General features: G+C 65.9%; 14 protein-coding genes. 3 read left to right on the top strand and 11 right to left on the bottom strand.

All coding sequences use genetic code 11. The features are described 5' to 3' along the window. Positions 1–21: 21 nt before the first annotated feature. The 3 genes from C9424_RS13390 to ychF all read right to left on the bottom strand — a co-directional run bounded on the left by C9424_RS13390 (position 22) and on the right by ychF (position 4,945). Positions 22–1,563 (bottom strand): ABC transporter permease, encoded by a 1,542-nt coding sequence (locus C9424_RS13390; protein WP_116767311.1) that lies wholly within the window; start codon positions 1,561–1,563, stop codon positions 22–24. Between the two features lie 177 nt (positions 1,564–1,740). Next, positions 1,741–3,522, bottom strand: coding sequence for an ABC transporter family substrate-binding protein (locus tag C9424_RS13385; protein ID WP_116767310.1), 1,782 nt, complete (start codon positions 3,520–3,522; stop codon positions 1,741–1,743). Between the two features lie 337 nt (positions 3,523–3,859). Beyond that, positions 3,860–4,945: a redox-regulated ATPase YchF gene (gene ychF, locus C9424_RS13380; protein WP_116767378.1), complete on the bottom strand. Its 1,086-nt coding sequence runs from the start codon at positions 4,943–4,945 to the stop codon at positions 3,860–3,862. Between the two features lie 263 nt (positions 4,946–5,208). Between ychF and C9424_RS13375 the strand changes: the two genes are divergently transcribed. Then, the gene (locus C9424_RS13375; RefSeq protein ID WP_116767309.1) at positions 5,209–6,447 is read left to right on the top strand and encodes a DNA recombination protein RmuC; all 1,239 of its coding nucleotides are present in this window, start codon (positions 5,209–5,211) and stop codon (positions 6,445–6,447) included. Between the two features lie 39 nt (positions 6,448–6,486). Here C9424_RS13375 and C9424_RS13370 read toward each other — a convergent pair whose 3' ends face one another. After that, on the bottom strand, positions 6,487–7,575 hold the full coding sequence (locus C9424_RS13370) for a 4-hydroxy-3-methylbut-2-enyl diphosphate reductase (RefSeq protein ID WP_091248953.1): 1,089 nt from the start codon (positions 7,573–7,575) through the stop codon (positions 6,487–6,489). A gap of 9 nt (positions 7,576–7,584) precedes the next feature. Next, a complete protein-coding gene (locus tag C9424_RS13365; protein WP_116767308.1) occupies positions 7,585–8,445 on the bottom strand; it encodes a hypothetical protein in 861 nt (286 codons plus the stop codon). Between the two features lie 246 nt (positions 8,446–8,691). Here C9424_RS13365 and xseA point away from each other — a divergent pair, with 246 nt between their 5' ends. Together xseA and C9424_RS13355 are read left to right on the top strand one after the other, a co-directional pair. Further along, complete coding sequence (gene xseA / locus C9424_RS13360; RefSeq protein WP_116767307.1) at positions 8,692–9,978, top strand: exodeoxyribonuclease VII large subunit; 1,287 nt, start codon at positions 8,692–8,694, stop codon at positions 9,976–9,978. A gap of 144 nt (positions 9,979–10,122) precedes the next feature. After that, entirely contained in the window at positions 10,123–10,353 is a 231-nt protein-coding gene (locus C9424_RS13355; RefSeq protein ID WP_116767306.1) for an exodeoxyribonuclease VII small subunit, read from the top strand. A 25-nt stretch (positions 10,354–10,378) separates the two neighbouring features. On the opposite strand, the gene C9424_RS13350 is transcribed toward C9424_RS13355, so the two are convergent. The 6 genes from C9424_RS13350 to C9424_RS13325 all read right to left on the bottom strand — a co-directional run bounded on the left by C9424_RS13350 (position 10,379) and on the right by C9424_RS13325 (position 16,301). Further along, positions 10,379–11,233, bottom strand: a complete 855-nt coding sequence (locus C9424_RS13350) for a polyphosphate kinase 2 family protein (RefSeq protein ID WP_116767305.1) — start codon at positions 11,231–11,233, stop codon at positions 10,379–10,381. 70 nt (positions 11,234–11,303) lie between these two features. After that, positions 11,304–12,524, bottom strand: a complete 1,221-nt coding sequence (locus C9424_RS13345; protein WP_091248941.1) for a pyridoxal phosphate-dependent aminotransferase — start codon at positions 12,522–12,524, stop codon at positions 11,304–11,306. Between the two features lie 237 nt (positions 12,525–12,761). Continuing rightward, positions 12,762–13,724 (bottom strand): ABC transporter substrate-binding protein, encoded by a 963-nt coding sequence (locus C9424_RS13340; RefSeq protein ID WP_116767304.1) that lies wholly within the window; start codon positions 13,722–13,724, stop codon positions 12,762–12,764. Then, positions 13,721–14,467, bottom strand: a complete 747-nt coding sequence (locus C9424_RS13335) for an ABC transporter permease (RefSeq protein WP_116767303.1) — start codon at positions 14,465–14,467, stop codon at positions 13,721–13,723. The genes C9424_RS13340 and C9424_RS13335 overlap by 4 nt, the downstream gene beginning before the upstream one ends. Next, on the bottom strand, positions 14,464–15,198 hold the full coding sequence (locus tag C9424_RS13330; protein ID WP_116767302.1) for an ABC transporter permease: 735 nt from the start codon (positions 15,196–15,198) through the stop codon (positions 14,464–14,466). The genes C9424_RS13335 and C9424_RS13330 overlap by 4 nt, the downstream gene beginning before the upstream one ends. Beyond that, the gene (locus C9424_RS13325) at positions 15,198–16,301 is read right to left on the bottom strand and encodes an ABC transporter ATP-binding protein (RefSeq protein ID WP_116767301.1); all 1,104 of its coding nucleotides are present in this window, start codon (positions 16,299–16,301) and stop codon (positions 15,198–15,200) included. Before C9424_RS13325 ends, C9424_RS13330 begins: the two co-directional genes overlap by 1 nt. Positions 16,302–16,415: the final 114 nt, after the last annotated feature.

The following is a 16,415-nucleotide window of genomic DNA, read 5'->3' as shown; positions in this document are numbered from 1 at the left end:
CTTCCTGCTGACTTGGCTGGCTCATGATTTTACCCTTACGCGCGGATCCAGTGCGGAGTAGGCCAGGTCCGCAATCAGATTGAAGACCATGGCCGTGATGGCGACGCAGATGAAGACGCCCATGACCGGGTTGGGGTCGACATGAGCGATCCCGTCCAGGAAGAGGAAGCCCATGCCACGGACCGAGAAGACTGTTTCGGTGATGACTGCACCGCCGATCAGTGCTCCGATATCGAAGGCGACGATCGTGGCGATCGGGATCAGGGCGTTACGGAAGGCGTGGCGCATGACGACGGTCCGCTCGCTCAGGCCTTTGGCCCGTGCCGTGCGGATGTAGTCCATGTTCATGATTTCCAGCATCGAGGCGCGGGTGAACCGCGTGTAGCTGGCCAGCGAGATGAGGATCAGGGCCAGGGTGGGCAGGATCAGGTGGGTGAAGGAGTCAAGGCTCAGGACCCAGAAGTCACCCTCAATGTTCGGTGTGCTGGCACCGATAGTGGCGATGGGCCGGCCGCGCACACGGCTGTTGTTGAAGTAGCTGGGCCAGGCCTGCATGTAACGATCCAGCAGGATCAGGAAGCCCACCAGGAAGGAGGTGATCGCCGCGGCCCGCATGGACTGCCCCCGGTCGTAGCCACCCACCACGTAGCCGATGCCCATGCCGATCAGGACAAAGGCGACCGCCAGGATCACGATCATGAGGAACGTCGCATCGTTGAGCAGCGGCTGCAGGACGAAGTACAGCACGACGCCGACGCCGACGGAGATCAGGGCCGACTGAAGGGCCTTGCGGTTTTTCAGTCCGGCGGAGAGCAGGGTGACGGCGAAGGCGATGCCCGCACCGGCGATGGCGATGATCACTGGACCTAGGCCCGGGGTCTTGAACCATTCGGTGGCGGAGAAGTAGATCAGCACCGCGGTGACGAAGGCGAAGACGATGGCACCGGTCAGCAGCCGGCGCTTCATGGCCCCGCCCGCCGCGACCGTTGTCAGCGCGCCGGCGACGACGCCGATGCCGAGTGCCGTCGGCAGCGGGACCTCGGGGTTTCGCAGGAAGTTGTTGAACCCGATGGCGCCGAATTCCTTGAGCAGGACGGCCACCCAGAAGATCGGCAGGGAGAAGAACAGGAAGGCCATGAAGGTCACGCCGTAGTCCAGCGTGCTGTACTGCCGGAGCGCGGTGACGATGCCCAGCGTGATGCCGATCAGGATGGCAAGCACGGTGGCCCCGGTGACGAGCGTCAGGGTCTGCACGAGCGCGAAGCCCAGAGCCTCGGTGACGGGCTGGCCGGCGATGTTCTTTCCGAGGTCACAGGAGTTGGCGAACGGAACGAGGCACTGGACCGCGCCGCCGAACCACTTGAAATACCGCAGCGGGGCGGGGGTGTCCAGCTGCAGGAGCTCGGTTCTCGCGTCCATGAGCTGCTGCTTCTGCGGCGAGTTGCTGGCACGGAACTCCTCCAGGGGATCGCCGGACGCCGCTGTCAGGAGATACACGAAGTAGGATGCGCCGAGAAGTATGAGGGCGGCAGTCACAAGCCGCCGGAAGATGTAGGTCACCATTGGTGTAGAACCTCGGAGTTCGGGCCCGGGGATTGCCCGGGCCGGTCGCGGAGTCTGGCCGGTTCCCGCCGATGTGGCGGCGGAACCACGGCATCGCCAGGGAGGTCGCCAGAAAGGCGCCAGGACCGAAAGCTGTGGTCCCGACGCCTTTCCAGCAGTGTTACTTGCGGTCGCGGGCTACTTCTGTGCCCATTCCCAGAAGTTCCACCAAACGCCGGTCTGGTTCGGCATGTACTTCACACCGGTGATGCGGTCGCTGTATGCGTCCACGCCAACCGACTGGAAGAGCGGAAGGCCGTAGGCCGAATCCCAGATCATCTTGTCGATCTGCGTTACGAGGCCGTCCTGCTTGCTCTTGTCGGTGGTGACAATCAGTTCGTCCATCAGTTTGTCCGCTGCCGGGTCGCTGAACTTGTTGAAGTTGGAGTCGTTGCCGGTCTTGAAGATCTGCGGGACGCCGGACACGCCGACACCGGAGTTGCTCCAGCCGAAGATGGTGGCGTCATAGGTGCCGTCACCGAGGGCCTTGCCCCAGTCGGACTTGCCGAGGCCGCCGTCAACGATCTTGAAGCCGGCCTTGGTGGCGGACTCGCTGATCAGGGAGAAAGCATCGACACGGTTGGGGTTGTCCTTGTTGTACATGATGCGGACCGTGGGGGTGGCACCGTTGAGGAGCTTCTTGGCGCCGTCGATGTCCACGCCCTGGTAGGCGGAGGATCCGTTGTTCTTCACGGAGTCGGCATAGGGGGCCTGGTCCGGGACGAAGAGCTGCGAGTCAAGCGGAGCAGCCTTCGGGTCGAGCTTCTTGACGATCTTGTCGACGATGTCCGCGCGCGGGACGGCCTTCATGAACGCCTCACGGACGTTCTTGTCGGCAAAGGGGCCCGAGTAGTTCAGGTCGATGTGGTCGTACGCGAGCTGGTTGCCGACGTCGACCGTCACGCCCTGGCTCTCAAGCGCCTTGAGCTGCTCCACGGTGTCAGCGGACGCCTGCGGGGCGATGATGTCGGCTTCGCCGTTCTTGAGGGCCTGGACCTGGGCGGGGGCCTCACCGATGTAACGGACGGTGATTTCGTCGAGGTTGGGTGTCGGGCCCCAGTTGTAGTCCTGGTTCTTGACCATGGTCAGGGACTGGTCCTGGTTGACGCTCTTGACGATGAACGGGCCGTTGGAGAGGTAGAGGCTCGGATCGGCCGGCAGGGTCTTGGTGTCAAAGCCGGTGTTCCACAGGTCTGCCATGGCCTTGAGCTGAGCGTTCGCCGGTTTGGGGGCCTTGGCGTCGCCGCGGGGAGTGCCCTTGAGGAGGTCGACGAATGCCTTGGCGTCGGCCAGGCCCGCCTTCTTGGCGAGGACGTGGGCCGGGATGTCGACGCCGGGGCCGCCGAGGGCGATTTCCCAGTCGGCGAAGGGCTTGGAGTACTTCAGCGTCATGGACTTGCCGTCGTCGCTGAGCTCCGGGAAGTCGGTAAGCGCCAGGCCGGTGGGGTCACCGGCGTAGGAGAAGTAGGACGTTCCGGTCTTGGCGTCCGCATTGGCGTCGTTGTAGTAGCCGGAGAAGGCGGCCCACTGCAGCAGGAGGTCGGCCGAGGTCACAGGCGTGCCGTCTGACCACTTCACGCCGTCATTGATGGTGTACTTGACCGTCAGGGGGTCGTCCGAGACCTTTTCCATCTTGCCGAACTTCTCATTGCGGACGACGTTGAGCTTGTTGTCGATATAGAAGAACCCTGAGTGCGTGGCGTAGCTGATCTTTGAGTTGATGTCAGTGTTTCCGTCAGCCGTGTTCGGGTTGAACGTGTTGAACGCGTTGACCTCGACTACGGTTGCCGATCCGCCTTGCTTGCCTGCTGCGGCCGCAGTTGACGGGGTTGTCCCGCCGCTGTTGCCTGCGCAGGCGCTGAGGGCGATGGCAGCTACTGCCGCCACGCCCACTGCTTTGGAAATACGACCCAAGCGCATTCCGCCTCCTTGTTTCTGTGGTGTGGGTGAGACCGGCGCCTACAGCGCCGGACAGACGTCCACACTCCCCCAGCGGCAGTGTGGGCCGTCTCACATGGCATGAAGCGTAAACCCCAAATGCGGCCAAGAGCCACCAAAGTTGACTCACTGTAAAGTTCGTTACCGAGCTGCAACATTGGACAGGCTCAGCAGGGCCATCGTTCCACAGAAACATTGACGGCCGGGATGGAAAAGATTAATAGATCCGGACACAGGAAAAGCCCCGATCCGAAAATCGGGGCCTTCCAGTTAATCCGTCTTTACTTGGCAGAATTACCGCACTGCCGGGCGGAGGACATCAGACGTTGAAGCGGAATTCGACGACGTCGCCGTCGGCCATGATGTATTCCTTGCCTTCGACCCGGACCTTGCCGCGGGCCTTCGCCTCGGCCATGGAGCCGGCCTCGATCAGGTCATCGAAGGAGACGACCTCGGCCTTGATGAAACCGCGCTGGAAATCGGAGTGGATCACGCCGGCCGCCTGCGGGGCGGTGTCGCCCTGCCGGATGGTCCAGGCGCGGGTTTCCTTCGGACCGGCCGTGAGGTAGGTCTGCAGCCCGAGGGTGTGGAAGCCGACACGGGCCAGCTGGTCCAGCCCGGACTCATCCTGACCGTTCATTTCCAGCATCTCGCGGGCTTCTGCCTCGTCGAGCTCCACGAGATCGGACTCGAGCTTGGCGTCCAGGAAGATGGCGTCCGCCGGGGCCACAAGCGCGCGCAGCTCGGCCTGCTTCTCCGGGCTGCCCAGAATCCCCTCGTCGGCGTTGAAGACGTAGATGAAGGGCTTGGCGGTCAGGAGGCCGAGCTCCTTGAGGTGCTCCATCTCCAGCTTGTCGCTCTTGATCGAGGAGAAGATGGTGTCGCCGCGTTCCAGGACGGCCTGGGCCGCCAGGATGGCTGCCAGTTCGGCCGCCTCGCGCTTTTTGATCTTGACTTCTTTTTCGATCCTCGGGATGGCCTTTTCGATGGTCTGCAGATCGGCCAGGATCAGCTCGGTGTTGATCGTCTCCATGTCGGAGCGGGGATCGACCTTGCCGTCGACGTGGATGACGTCCGGGTCATCGAACACGCGGACGACCTGCGCGATGGCCTCGGCCTCGCGGATGTTGGCGAGGAACTGGTTACCCAGGCCTTCGCCCTCGGATGCGCCCTTGACGATGCCGGCGATGTCCACGAAGGACACGGCGGCAGGCAGCAGGCGCTGGGAGCCGAAGATGCCGGCCAGCTTTTCAAGCCGGGCATCCGGCAGGTTCACGACGCCGATGTTCGGCTCGATCGTGGCGAACGGGTAGTTCGCCGCGAGGACCTGGTTGCGGGTCAGTGCGTTGAAAAGAGTTGATTTGCCGACGTTGGGCAGTCCGACGATGCCAATAGTAAGAGCCACGAGCATATATTCTACCCGCACAGGCTGGTGATCGCCGTGGCGGGTCCGGCAGGGGGTCAGTGCGGCAGGTCCGAAACCGGCAGGAGCGCAGTTCCGGGACGTTTCCGGGCGCCTTCCGGACGCCTTCCGGGCGCCTTCCGGACGCCTTCCGGGCGCCTTCCGGGCGCCTTCCTGGCTTCTTACGGGCGGTCTTACGGGCCCGTTCGGGGCGTCATCCGGGCGTCGGCGCTAAAACTGTCACAGGGGCGTGCAACAGTGAAGTCATGGATGCTTTTGCACTGATTCTTGCCCTGCTCATGCTGCTCACGGGCGCCGTTGCCGGCGCCGCCGTCGTTTTCGTTCTGCTCCGCCGGCGCTACCTCGCCGTGGAACAGGACTTCGACGGCGTATCGGCCCGGCTTTCGGAGGTCAGCGCGCAGTTCGCCGCCGCCGACGCCGAGCGGCGCCTTCTCGCGGCCCAGAACCGGGAGCTGGGCGAATCCCGGAACCAGGACGGAAGTGTGCTCCGGGCGCTGGCACCGGTGGCGGAAAAACTCACGGCCGTGCAGCAGCAGGTCTCCCTGCTGGAACGCGACCGGCTGGAGCAGTACGGCCAGCTCGCGCAGCAGCTGCAGGAGGCCCGCCTGTCCGATGAGCAGCTCCTGCGGTCCACGCATGCGCTCGAGTCTGCCCTGCGGTCCAACAGCGCACGCGGCCAGTGGGGCGAGGTTCAGCTGCGACGGGTGGTCGAGGCAGCAGGGATGCTGCGCCACGTGGACTTCCACGAACAGGTCCACAGCGGGCAGGCCCACAGCGCCGGGACGGACGGCAGCCTCCGGCCCGACCTCGTGGTGCAGCTGCCCGGAGATAAGCAGCTCGTCGTCGACGCGAAGGTACCCCTCGCGTCCTATCTCGCAGCCCAGGAGCTCGGCGCGGCGCCCGCGGGCCGGCAGGCCGCCCAGCCGTCCGGCAGCCAGCAGGCGCACCTCGCCGCCCACGCAAAGGCCCTCAAGGCCCACGTCGACGCGCTGGGCAACAAGAAGTACTGGGACATCCCCGGCAACTCCCCGGAGCTGGTGATCTGCTTCCTTCCGGCAGAGTCCATTCTGGCCGCCGCCCTCTCGGCGGATCCGGCGCTGCTGGACTATGCATTGTCGAAAAACGTGGTCCTGGCCTCGCCCGGGAGCCTGCTGGCTGTGCTGAAGGCCGTGGCGTTCACGTGGCGGCAGGACGTGTTGACGGACAGCGCCCGGGAACTCTTCGAGCTCGCCCGGCAGCTCTACGACCGCATGGGCACACTCGGCGAGAACGTCACCAAGCTGGGGTCCTCGCTGAAGACCTCGGTGGAGCGGTACAACTCCATGGTCGGGACCCTCGAAGCCCGGGTCCTGCCCACCGCCAGGAAGCTGAACTCCCTCGAAGCCACCGGCTTGGTCACTCCCCCGGCCGTCGAGGTCACGCCGCGGGCGGTCGCAGCACCCGAGCTGCAGCCCCGTGACGAGTCGGAAGAGTCCGCGGCCTGAGCCGGGCCGGGTTCCGGGCCCAGGTTCTGGGCCCGGACCCTACGACTGCTCGGGGCGGGTGCCGCGGCCGCCGAGGGCGCGGGAGACATCGCCGGCCTGCTTCAGGGTGGCTCGGAGTTCCTTCGGCAAGGAGAAGAGGAGGTCTTCCTCGGCCGTGACGACTTCCTCGACCGATCCATAGCCGTAGTCGGCCAGGAGCCGCAGCACGTCCTTGACAAGCACTTCGGGGACGGAGGCCCCCGACGTCACTCCGACGGTGGCGACGCCCTCGAACCAAGCCTCGTCGACCTCGTTGGCGAAGTCGACGCGGTAGGAGGCCTTGGCGCCGTATTCCAGCGCCACCTCGACGAGGCGGACCGAGTTGGACGAGTTGGCGGAGCCCACCACGATCACGAGGTCCGCTTGGGGGGAGATCTTCTTGATGGCCACCTGCCGGTTCGTGGTGGCGTAGCAGATGTCGTCGCTGGGCGGATCCTGCAAGGTGGGGAACCGCTCCTTGAGGAGGCGGACGGTCTCCATGGTTTCGTCAACGCTGAGAGTGGTCTGCGAGAGCCAAATGACCTTTTCCGGATCGCGGACCGTGACCTTGTCGACCTCGTGCGGGCCGTTGATGATCTGGATGTGCTCGGGCGCCTCGCCGGCGGTGCCTTCCACTTCCTCGTGGCCGTCGTGGCCAATCAGCAGGATGTCGAAGTCGTCTTTGGCGAACCGGACGGCTTCGCGGTGCACCTTGGTGACCAGCGGGCAGGTCGCGTCAATGGTCCGCAGGCCGCGGTCTTCCGCTGACTGGACGACGGCCGGTGAGACGCCGTGCGCCGAAAAGATCACGAGGGCGCCTTCGGGGACCTCGTCGGTTTCGTCAACGAAGATCGCACCCTTCTCCTCCAGGGAGCTGACGACGTGGACGTTGTGCACGATCTGCTTGCGCACGTACACGGGCGGGCCGTAGTGCTCAAGCGCTTTTTCCACCGCGATGACTGCGCGGTCAACGCCGGCGCAGTAGCCGCGCGGGGCTGCCAGGAGAACCTTTTTGGGGCCGGCGACAGGGGCCGCTGCCAGAACGTCTTCCGGTGAACGCCGCCGGCGCGGAACGGATGGCATCGGAACGGATACAGCGGTGGAGGTCATGCTCCCATGCTACCGGTGTTCGAAGTTGCCCCGTTTGCGGGCCCCGGTCACGCGGACGGCAATTCCCGTGACCAGCAGGGCCGCTCCGGCCACGGCGGCAGCGACGATCCACTGCCCGAAACCGGCTGAGCACGCCGCGACAAACTCGCTCTTGAAGAGCTCCGCAACATCGTTGCCGCTCGAGGTGGCGGCGACGGCTGTACCGGCAGCGTCGCTGGCAAGTTTCCATACCCCGGCGAGCACCAGCGCCCCGACACCCATGCCTGCCAAAACGGCCCATCGGCGTCGGGCCGCAACGAACGCGATGACGAAGGCGATGCAGGCGCCGACTGCGACGGCGTATCCCATCGGGGCGTAGACGGTGACCCGTTCGATGAGCTGGCGCTGGTTGGACTGCCCGATATGGATCAGCACCTGGCCGGGGCCCTCCAGCGGCAGGGTGGTTGCCTCAGAAACCTGCCGTGCCACGAGTCCCACGAGCGGTGCCACATCAAGAGTCAGCGACGAGGTCACGTCCGCGTCCGGTGGCACCGTGCTGGGGTCGGCGAACGTCAGGCGGTGGCTCTTGCGCAACGTTTCCGCCCAGGCGTCGGCATAGCCGGGCAGCGCGGTCAGCGATTGTGCCGCGTTGTCCAGGACCGGCCGGGCAAGCTGGGTGAGGGCTTCGGGGATGTTGGCGCCGGAGGCCAGGGCGTCGACGGCGGCCGTGGCCAGCCGCTGCTGGAACGCCGGGTCCTTGCCCAGCGGCGCGGTCAGGGCAACGAAACCGTCTTCCTGGACGATGTTCCGGTCCACCCACATGGCAGGAACGGCGACGGCGGCCATCAAGAGCCCGACGAGGACGGCGGCAGCGGAGACAAAAGTGCGCAAGGGATTCCTAGGAGGTCGTTGGGGTCCCACCCATCCTATGGTGGTCCCGCGCATGACCATAAAGTCGGGCCCCGCTGGTAAAGCTATGGACAGTAAAGCTATGGATAGAGTTGAAAGCGATAACTTCCGGCTCCCGGCCGGCGCTCCCCGACGGGAAGCGGATGCCGGCAGTCCCGCCCGGGCAAAGGACACGCACGCATATGCACAAGGCATTCCACGAGGCACTCTCCGCCACGGAGCCCACGCATGCCTGAGGAAGGGGCGGCGGCCACCACGCTTCCGGCCACCGCGGCCCAGACCAGCCCGGACAATCCCTGGCCGCTGCAGTTGCTGTCCCAGAAGCTCAAGATGCATATCGACCGCGCACCCTCGGCTTGGGTTGAGGGGCAGGTGATCGAGCTGAACCGGCGGGGCAGCAATGCCTACCTGACGCTGCGGGACATCGACGCCGAAATCTCGTTGCCGGCGTCGGTCTGGACCACCGTACTGGACCGCCAGGACGCGCCGCTGGAACGCGGCTCCCGGGTGGTGGCCTTGCTCAAGGCCGAATTCTGGCTTAAGACGGGCCGGCTGAACATGTCCGTGAAGGACATCAGGCCTGTGGGGCTGGGCGACCTCCTCGCCCGGATCGAGCGGCTGCGGCAGGCCCTCGCCGCCGAGGGGCTCTTTGCCGATTCCCGCAAGAAGCGGCTCCCGCTGCTCCCGCACCGGATCGGCCTGATCACCGGCCGTGATTCCGATGCCAAGAAGGATGTGCTCCGCAATGCTGCCCTGCGCTGGCCGGCCGTTGAATTCGAGATCCGCGAAGTCGCGGTCCAGGGCAACACCGCCGTCGCCCAGGTGATCGCGGCGTTGCGCGAGCTCGATGCCCATCCCGAGGTCGACGTCATTGTCATTGCCCGCGGCGGAGGCGCCCTCGAAGACCTGTTGCCGTTCAGCAACGAGGAACTCATCCGGGCCGTCGCGGACGCGTCCACCCCCGTGGTGAGCGCCATCGGACACGAGGCCGACCGGCCGATCCTCGACGATGTTGCCGACCTCAGGGCTTCGACCCCCACCGACGCGGCGAAGAGGATCGTTCCGGACGTCGTCGAGGAGCTTGCCCGGGTCCGGCAGGCGCGCGATCAGCTCCGCCGCGGGGTCGTCCGGCTCGTCGAACGCGAGGGCGACCGGCTGGCGTCCCTGCGCTCCCGCCCGGTGCTGCTGTCCCCCGACGCCATGATCACCCAGCGCCACGACGACGTCGAACGGCTCAAAGTCCGCTCGCACTCGGCCATCAGCACAGCTGTGGTCCGGGCCGCGGACCAGCTGGTCCACCTCAAGGCCCAGGTGCGGGCACTCTCGCCGCAGAAGACGCTCGATCGCGGCTACGCGGTGGTCCAGCTCGCCGACGCCGGCGCAGCCCCCGGGACCCGCCGGGACGTCGTGCGGCACCCTTCGCAGGCGCCCGCCGGCACGGACCTGACGGTCCGGGTGGCCGGGGGCCGCTTCAGCGCACAGTCCACCGGCGGCCAGGTGCCGGCCGAGGAGTGACCCGCCGGAGCGACTCCGCAGAGCGCATCCCGGGCCCCGGAACAACCCGACATTGCTGTGAGCAGACACGGCAATCATCAGACATTGCACTAGCCGGATTTCGCACAAAACCAGACCCCGCACTAACCAAGGAGCACCACCCGCATGGCAGCAGAATCAATCCCCAACGCCGACATCGAGGCCCTGAGCTACGAGGACGCCCGCGAGCAGCTGGTCGGCGTGGTCGGCAAGCTGGAAGCCGGCGGCGCCAGCCTGGAGGAGTCACTCGCGTTGTGGGAGCGCGGCGAGGCGCTGGCCAAGCGCTGCGAACAGTGGCTCGAAGGCGCCCGCAAGCGGCTCGCCGCGGCCCGCGACCAGGCCGTGGAGGAGAGCTAGGAATCCGCCCCTTAGAGACCGCAGTTCAGGACCGCAGCACCAATTCGCGTTCCATGTCGACGTCGAGGTCCGGAACCGGCCACTGAAGTTTCAGGCTCTCGAGGGCTTCCAAGAGCAACTGCTGCACGGCGATGCGGGCGTACCATTTCTTGTTGGCCGGCACCACATGCCACGGGGCCAGCTCGGTGCTGGTCTTGTCGAAGGCCTTCTGGTAGGCGTCCATGTAGTCCGCCCAGAAGGCCCGCTCCTTCAGGTCCCCGCCGCTGTACTTCCAGAGCTTGGCTGGGTCGTCCAGACGGGCCAGGAGGCGCGTCTTCTGCTCGTCGCGGCTGATGTGCAGCATCACCTTGACGATCTTGGTCCCGGCCCCCGTCTGCCGGGCTTCAAACTCGTTGATGGCCCGGTACCGGCGCTCCAGCTCCTCGGGGCTGGCCCAGCGGTGGACGCGGTGAATCAGGACGTCCTCATAGTGGGAGCGGTCGAAGACCCCTACCATCCCGGACGCAGGCACTTCTTTCTCAATCCGCCACAAGAAGTCGTACGACTTTTCCTCCTGGGTGGGTGCCTTGAAGGACTTCAGCTGGACGCCGTGCGGATTCATGGCGCCCATGACGTGGGTGACGATGCCGCCCTTGCCGGCAGTGTCCATGGCCTGCAGCACCAGCAGGATCCGTTTGGTGCCCCCGAACCGGGACTCGGCGAAGAGCTGCTCCTGGAGCCGGGCGAGTTTGTCGTCCAGCCTGTCCAGCAGCTCCTCGCCGTCGGGCTTCTCGCCGGCGTAGCCGGGGGTCGATTCGGGGTCCAGCGCTTTCAGGCTAAAGCCCTTCCCGACCTTCAGGAGTTTCGAGGGGTGGTCATCGAATGTCGCGGAGCCTGCCATCAACGCCTCTTTCCGGTTGGCGCAGCGCGGGCCGCGGGGGCGAGTGCCCCATTGCGCTGCTGACCGAAGCCTAGTTCCCCTTGTACCGGCTCAGGAAGTCCGCCATCCGGTTAATCGCTTCCTCGAGGTCCTTGACGTTGGGCAGGGTCACCATGCGGAAGTGGTCCGGCCGGACCCAGTTGAACGCCCTGCCGTGGGAGAGGAGGATCTTCTGCTCGCGGAGCAGGTCGAGGACGAATTTCTCGTCGTCGCGGATGTGGTAGACCTCTGGGTCCAGCCGCGGGAACAGGTACATGGCACCGCGGGCCTGCTGGGTGCTGACGCCCGGGATGGCGTTGAGCATGTCGTAGGCCTTGTTTCGCTGCTCCAGGAGCCGCCCGCCGGGCAGGATCAGGTCATTGATGCTCTGATAACCGCCGAGGGCGGTCTGGATCGCGTGCTGCGCCGGAACATTCGCACACAGGCGCATGTTGGCGAGCAGGTTGATGCCCTCAAGGTAGTCCGCGGCGGCCTTCTTCGGCCCGGAGATGGCCATCCAGCCGGCCCGGAAGCCGCAGACCCGGTAAGCCTTGGAGAGCCCGCTGAAGGTCAGGCACAGGACGTCGTCGCCCGTGAGCGAGGCGAGGTTTACGTGCACGGCGTCTTCGTAGAGGATCTTCTCGTAGATTTCGTCGGCAAAGAGAACGAGCCCGTGCTTTTCGGCGAGGGCGACGATCTTCTTCAGGGTCGCCTCCGGATACACCGCACCCGTGGGGTTGTTGGGGTTGATGACCACGATGCCCTTGGTGCGCGGCGTGATCTTCGCTTCCAGGTCCTCGAGGTCGGGCTGCCAGCCGGACTCCTCGTCGCAGAGGTAGTGCACGGGCTTGCCGCTGGCCAGGGCGACCGAGGCAGTCCACAGCGGGTAGTCCGGGGTAGGGATCAGGACTTCGTCGCCGTCGTCGAGCAGGGCCATGAGCGACATCGTGATGAGTTCGCTGACGCCGTTGCCCAAATAGATGTCATCAACGTGGATGTTCTGGATCCCGCGGGTCTGGTAGTACTGCGAGACCGCGGTGCGGGCGGAGAAAATGCCGCGGGAGTCGCTGTAGCCCTGGGCATGCGGCAGGTGGCGGATCATGTCCACCAGGATCGCGTCCGGCGCTTCAAACCCGAACGGGGCCGGGTTTCCGATATTCAGTTTGAGGATCCGGTGACCCTCTGCCTCCATCTGCTGGGCGGCCTGAAGAATCGGTCCACGGATGTCGTAAAGGACATTATGAAGCTTGGTGGACTGCTTGAATTCTGCCATCCATCAAATATGCCATATGGAGGATGTACTTCCGCTGAGACATGACTCACACCCGGCCCCGGCGGTAACAACGACGCCGGTGGCCGGGTTTCCGGCCCGGCCACCGGCGTCGTCGGTATGTCATCACGTCGGCATCAAGTCGCCGTCAGTTCGTCGACGGCCCGGCGGGGGTCGGGCGGGTCCGCTTCCGGCATGTTGCCGCCGCGCTCCCCTTGCCTCGATTCCCTGCCGTGCCGGCTACTGCTTGACGAAGCCCTTCTCCTTCAGCCACGCGTCCGCGGCGTCCTTCGGGTTCTGCTTCTGGCTGCCGCTGACGGCACGGTTGAGGTTGATGAGGTCATCCGTGGTGAGGACCTTGGACACAGCGTTCAGGGTTTCCTTGGCCTTGTCCGTCATCTTGGCCGAGTTGTACAGCGGCAGGACCTGTTGGGCGATGAAGTTGTTCTTCGGGTCCTCCAGCACCACGAGGTCGTTGTCCGGGATGGACGGGGTGGTGGTGTAGATATCCGCAACCTGGACCTGGTCCGAGAGCAGCGCCTTGAGCGTCACCGCGCCGCCGCCGTCGCTGAACGGCTCAAGGCTCTTGGGCACGCAGTTGTAGTTCTTCTTCAGGCCGGGCAGGCCGTACGCGCGCTCGGCGAAGGTTGCCGGGGCGCCGATGACAAGGTCTCCGCAGACCTTCGCCATGTCCTCGATCGACTTCAGCTGGTACTTCTCGGCCGTGGCCTTGGTGACCACCATGGCATCCTTGTCCTCGGCCTTGGAGGCGTCGAGCACCGCCAGGCCCTGCGGCAGCTTGGTCGGGAGTGCCTTCGCGATGTCCTCGGCGGAGACCTCGGTGGCGTCCTTGTTCACGTAGAGCAGCAGGTTGCCGCTGTAGTCGGGTACGACGTCCACGGATCCGTCCTGGACCGCTTTGATGTAGACCTCGCGCGAGCCGATGTTCGGCTTCGTGCTGGCCGTGACGCCGGCGGCATTCAGGGCGCCGGCGTAGACCTCGCCCAGGATCTGGCTCTCGGGGAAGTCAGCGGAGCCGATCACCAAGGCGCCGCCGGAACCGGAGGCGCCGCTGCTGGCCGGGGCCGAGCTCAGCGGATTGGATGAGCCTCCGCAGGCGGACAGGGCCATGGCCAAGCCCACGCCTGCGGCCAGGCCGCCGAATGCGCGCCGGCCGAGGGCTCGTTGGCGGGATTCCTTCATGACATACCTCCTTGAACAACAGTCCCCGCGAATACGGGGTCTGTGAGATCAACCGCAGCCTGCTGGCTGCGGTCTGGCTGGGAAAAGGCGCCCCGTGACAGGAAGAGCCTCTGAATCAGGGCAAGGACAAGGTCGACGGCGATGGCGAGGGCCGCGATCAGCAGGGACCCTCCCAGCATCTGCGGGAAGTCGGAGAGCACCAGCCCGTCGAACAGGTAGCGGCCCAGGCCGCCCAGATTGATGTAGGCCACCACCGAGACGGTGGCGATCACCTGGAGCACCCCGGTCCGGAAGCCGCCGTACATCACGGGCAGAGCGTTGGGGAATTCCGCACGGAACAGCACCTGCATCTCGGTCATGCCCATTGCGCGGGCGGCATCCACGACGTTGGCGTCGACGCTGGAGATCCCGGCGTACGTGCCGGCCAGCAGGGGCGGGACTGTAAGGATCACCAGTGCCCAGATCGGCGGCATCAGCCCGATCCCGGCGACCAGGACGAACAAGGTCAACAGGCCGAGGGTGGGCAGGGCACGCAGCGCACCGGCGAGGGCAACGATGGCCACCCGCCCGCGGCCGGTATGGCCCACGAACAGGCCCACCGGCACAGCGATCGCGATGGCGATCACCATGACGAGCCCGGTGTACGCCAGGTGCTCGGCAAGCCGCACCGGAATCCCGTTGCTGCCGCTCCAGTTTGCGGGATCGGTGAGCCAGTTGATGGTGTCCGTGACGACGTTGCTCATGCGGTGCCCCCGGCCTTGGACTCAGAGAAGCGCCGTGCGACGCCCCGCCGCCCGGGCGCTTCATCGCCGGCTCCGGGTTTGGCGGCTCCTGCCGGGCCGGCCGCCCGCGTCCACGGCGTCAGCACCCGTTCCAGCAGCACCAGGACCGAGTCCATGAGGAGCGCGAGGACCAGGATGGCGATGATGCCCACCACGACTTCGGTGACGAAGTCCCGCTGCAGGCCCGAGGTGAACAGCATCCCCAGGTTCCCGATCCCGAGGAGGGCGGCGACGCTGACCAGCGAGATGTTGCTGACCGAGACCACGCGCAATCCGGCGAACATGACCGGCAAGGACAGCGGCAGGTCGATCTGGAAGAACCGTGCAACCGGCGTGAAGCCCATGGCGACGGCGGCCTGGCGAAGGTCCTCGTCCACCGAATCAAAGGCGTCCAGGGCGGCGCGGACCAGCAGCGCCACCGCGTAGACGGTCAGGGCGACCACCACGTTGACCGGATCCAGGATCCGGGTTCCCAGGATGGTGGGCAGGATGATGAAGAGCGCCAGCGAGGGGATCGTGTACAGCAGCGAGGACCCGGTGAGCACCACGGACCGGAGTCCCCGGTTCTGCCGGGCAAATTGGGCCAGAGGGATGGAAATCACCAGGCCAAATATCATCGGCAGGACCGCGAGGACAAGGTGCTGGCCTGCGAGCGTGAAGACCTCCGCGCTGTTGGCCAGGAACCACTCCATCAGAGCCCTCCGTGCCGGACATTGCGGTCGGACTCGATCACGGCGAGGACTTCGGCTGCGGCGATGACCCCGGCTACCCGGCCGTCGGTGTCGACCGCGACGCCAAGGCCCGACGGGGAGGACAGGGCCGCGTCCAGGGCCCGGCGGAGGGTCTCGCCCTTGCGGAAGAGCGAGCCGCCGGGCACCATCGCCGGGGCGGCACCGGCACCCGTGCGGGGGCCGGCCCAGCCAAGGGGACGGAGCTCGCCGTCGACCACCAGCTGCCAGTCCTCGGAGCTGCCCTCCTGCCGGAGCTGGTCCGGCGTGACTGTGCGGACGGGGTGGATGGTGACGCCGTCGGACGGGCTGAATCCCAAGTGCCGGAATCCCCGGTCCCGGCCCACGAAGGACGCCACGAAGTCGCTGGCGGGGGCGCGCAGGATTTCTTCCGCGGCGGCGTACTGTGCCAGCTTGCCGCCGATGCCGAACACGGCCACCTTGTCGCCCAGGACGGTGGCCTCGTCGATGTCGTGGGTGACAAAGACGATGGTCTTGGCGAGGTCGCGCTGGAGCCGGAGGAGCTCCTGCTGCAACTCGTCGCGGACCACGGGGTCCACGGCACTGAAAGGCTCGTCCATGAGCAGCACGGGCGGATCGGCTGCCAGCGCCCGCGCGACGCCGACGCGCTGCTGCTGGCCGCCGGACAGCTGGGAGGGGTAGCGCTTGCCGAGTGAGGAGGCCAGCCCGACGACGTCGAGCAGTTCCTGCGCGCGCCTGCGGGCCTCCGTTTTGGATACCCCGTTGAGCCGGGGCACGGTGGCGATGTTGTCCAGCACTGAGCGGTGCGGCATCAGGCCGGAGGACTGCATGACGTAGCCCATGGACCGGCGCAGCTGCGCGGCCGGCACGGAGGTGACGTCGGCGCCGTCGACCGTGATGGTGCCGGATGTGGGCTCGACCATGCGGTTGATCATCCGCAGGGAGGTGGTTTTCCCGCAGCCGGAGGGTCCGACGAAGACCGTGATGGCGCCCTTGTCGATGGACATGGTCAGCCCGTCAACGGCGGCCTGGCCGCCCTGGTACTGCTTCGTGACGTTTTGGAACTCGATCATGGCTTCGGCCATTTCCGGGCTTACCTAACTGTTGGCGCAACATCGAACGGACCAGCCTACTGTTCGTCAGTGTGCTGGCCATAAAGCAGTTAGCACTTAGACTAACCAGCACTCATGACAAAGTCA

The organism is Arthrobacter sp. H-02-3 (assembly GCF_003097355.1).
In the GTDB taxonomy this organism is placed as follows: domain Bacteria; phylum Actinomycetota; class Actinomycetes; order Actinomycetales; family Micrococcaceae; genus Arthrobacter; species Arthrobacter humicola.
Note: the sequence above shows the minus strand (reverse complement) of the source record. Positions and strands in the feature narration are given on the sequence as shown.

Excerpts from the sequence above, each read along its gene's own strand:
- C9424_RS13385 (WP_116767310.1), bottom strand. The coding sequence starts at position 3,522 with ATGCGCTTGGGTCGTATTTCCAAAGCAGTGGGCGTGGCGGCAGTAGCT.
- C9424_RS13335 (WP_116767303.1), bottom strand. The coding sequence starts at position 14,467 with ATGAGCAACGTCGTCACGGACACCATCAACTGGCTCACCGATCCCGCA.
- C9424_RS13390 (WP_116767311.1), bottom strand. The coding sequence starts at position 1,563 with ATGGTGACCTACATCTTCCGGCGGCTTGTGACTGCCGCCCTCATACTT.
- C9424_RS13350 (WP_116767305.1), bottom strand. The coding sequence starts at position 11,233 with ATGGCAGGCTCCGCGACATTCGATGACCACCCCTCGAAACTCCTGAAG.
- C9424_RS13325 (WP_116767301.1), bottom strand. The coding sequence starts at position 16,301 with ATGGCCGAAGCCATGATCGAGTTCCAAAACGTCACGAAGCAGTACCAG.
- C9424_RS13375 (WP_116767309.1), top strand. The coding sequence starts at position 5,209 with ATGGATGCTTTTGCACTGATTCTTGCCCTGCTCATGCTGCTCACGGGC.
- C9424_RS13330 (WP_116767302.1), bottom strand. The coding sequence starts at position 15,198 with ATGGAGTGGTTCCTGGCCAACAGCGCGGAGGTCTTCACGCTCGCAGGC.
- C9424_RS13340 (WP_116767304.1), bottom strand. The coding sequence starts at position 13,724 with ATGAAGGAATCCCGCCAACGAGCCCTCGGCCGGCGCGCATTCGGCGGC.
- xseA (WP_116767307.1), top strand. The coding sequence starts at position 8,692 with ATGCCTGAGGAAGGGGCGGCGGCCACCACGCTTCCGGCCACCGCGGCC.
- C9424_RS13370 (WP_091248953.1), bottom strand. The coding sequence starts at position 7,575 with ATGACCTCCACCGCTGTATCCGTTCCGATGCCATCCGTTCCGCGCCGG.
- C9424_RS13355 (WP_116767306.1), top strand. The coding sequence starts at position 10,123 with ATGGCAGCAGAATCAATCCCCAACGCCGACATCGAGGCCCTGAGCTAC.
- C9424_RS13345 (WP_091248941.1), bottom strand. The coding sequence starts at position 12,524 with ATGGCAGAATTCAAGCAGTCCACCAAGCTTCATAATGTCCTTTACGAC.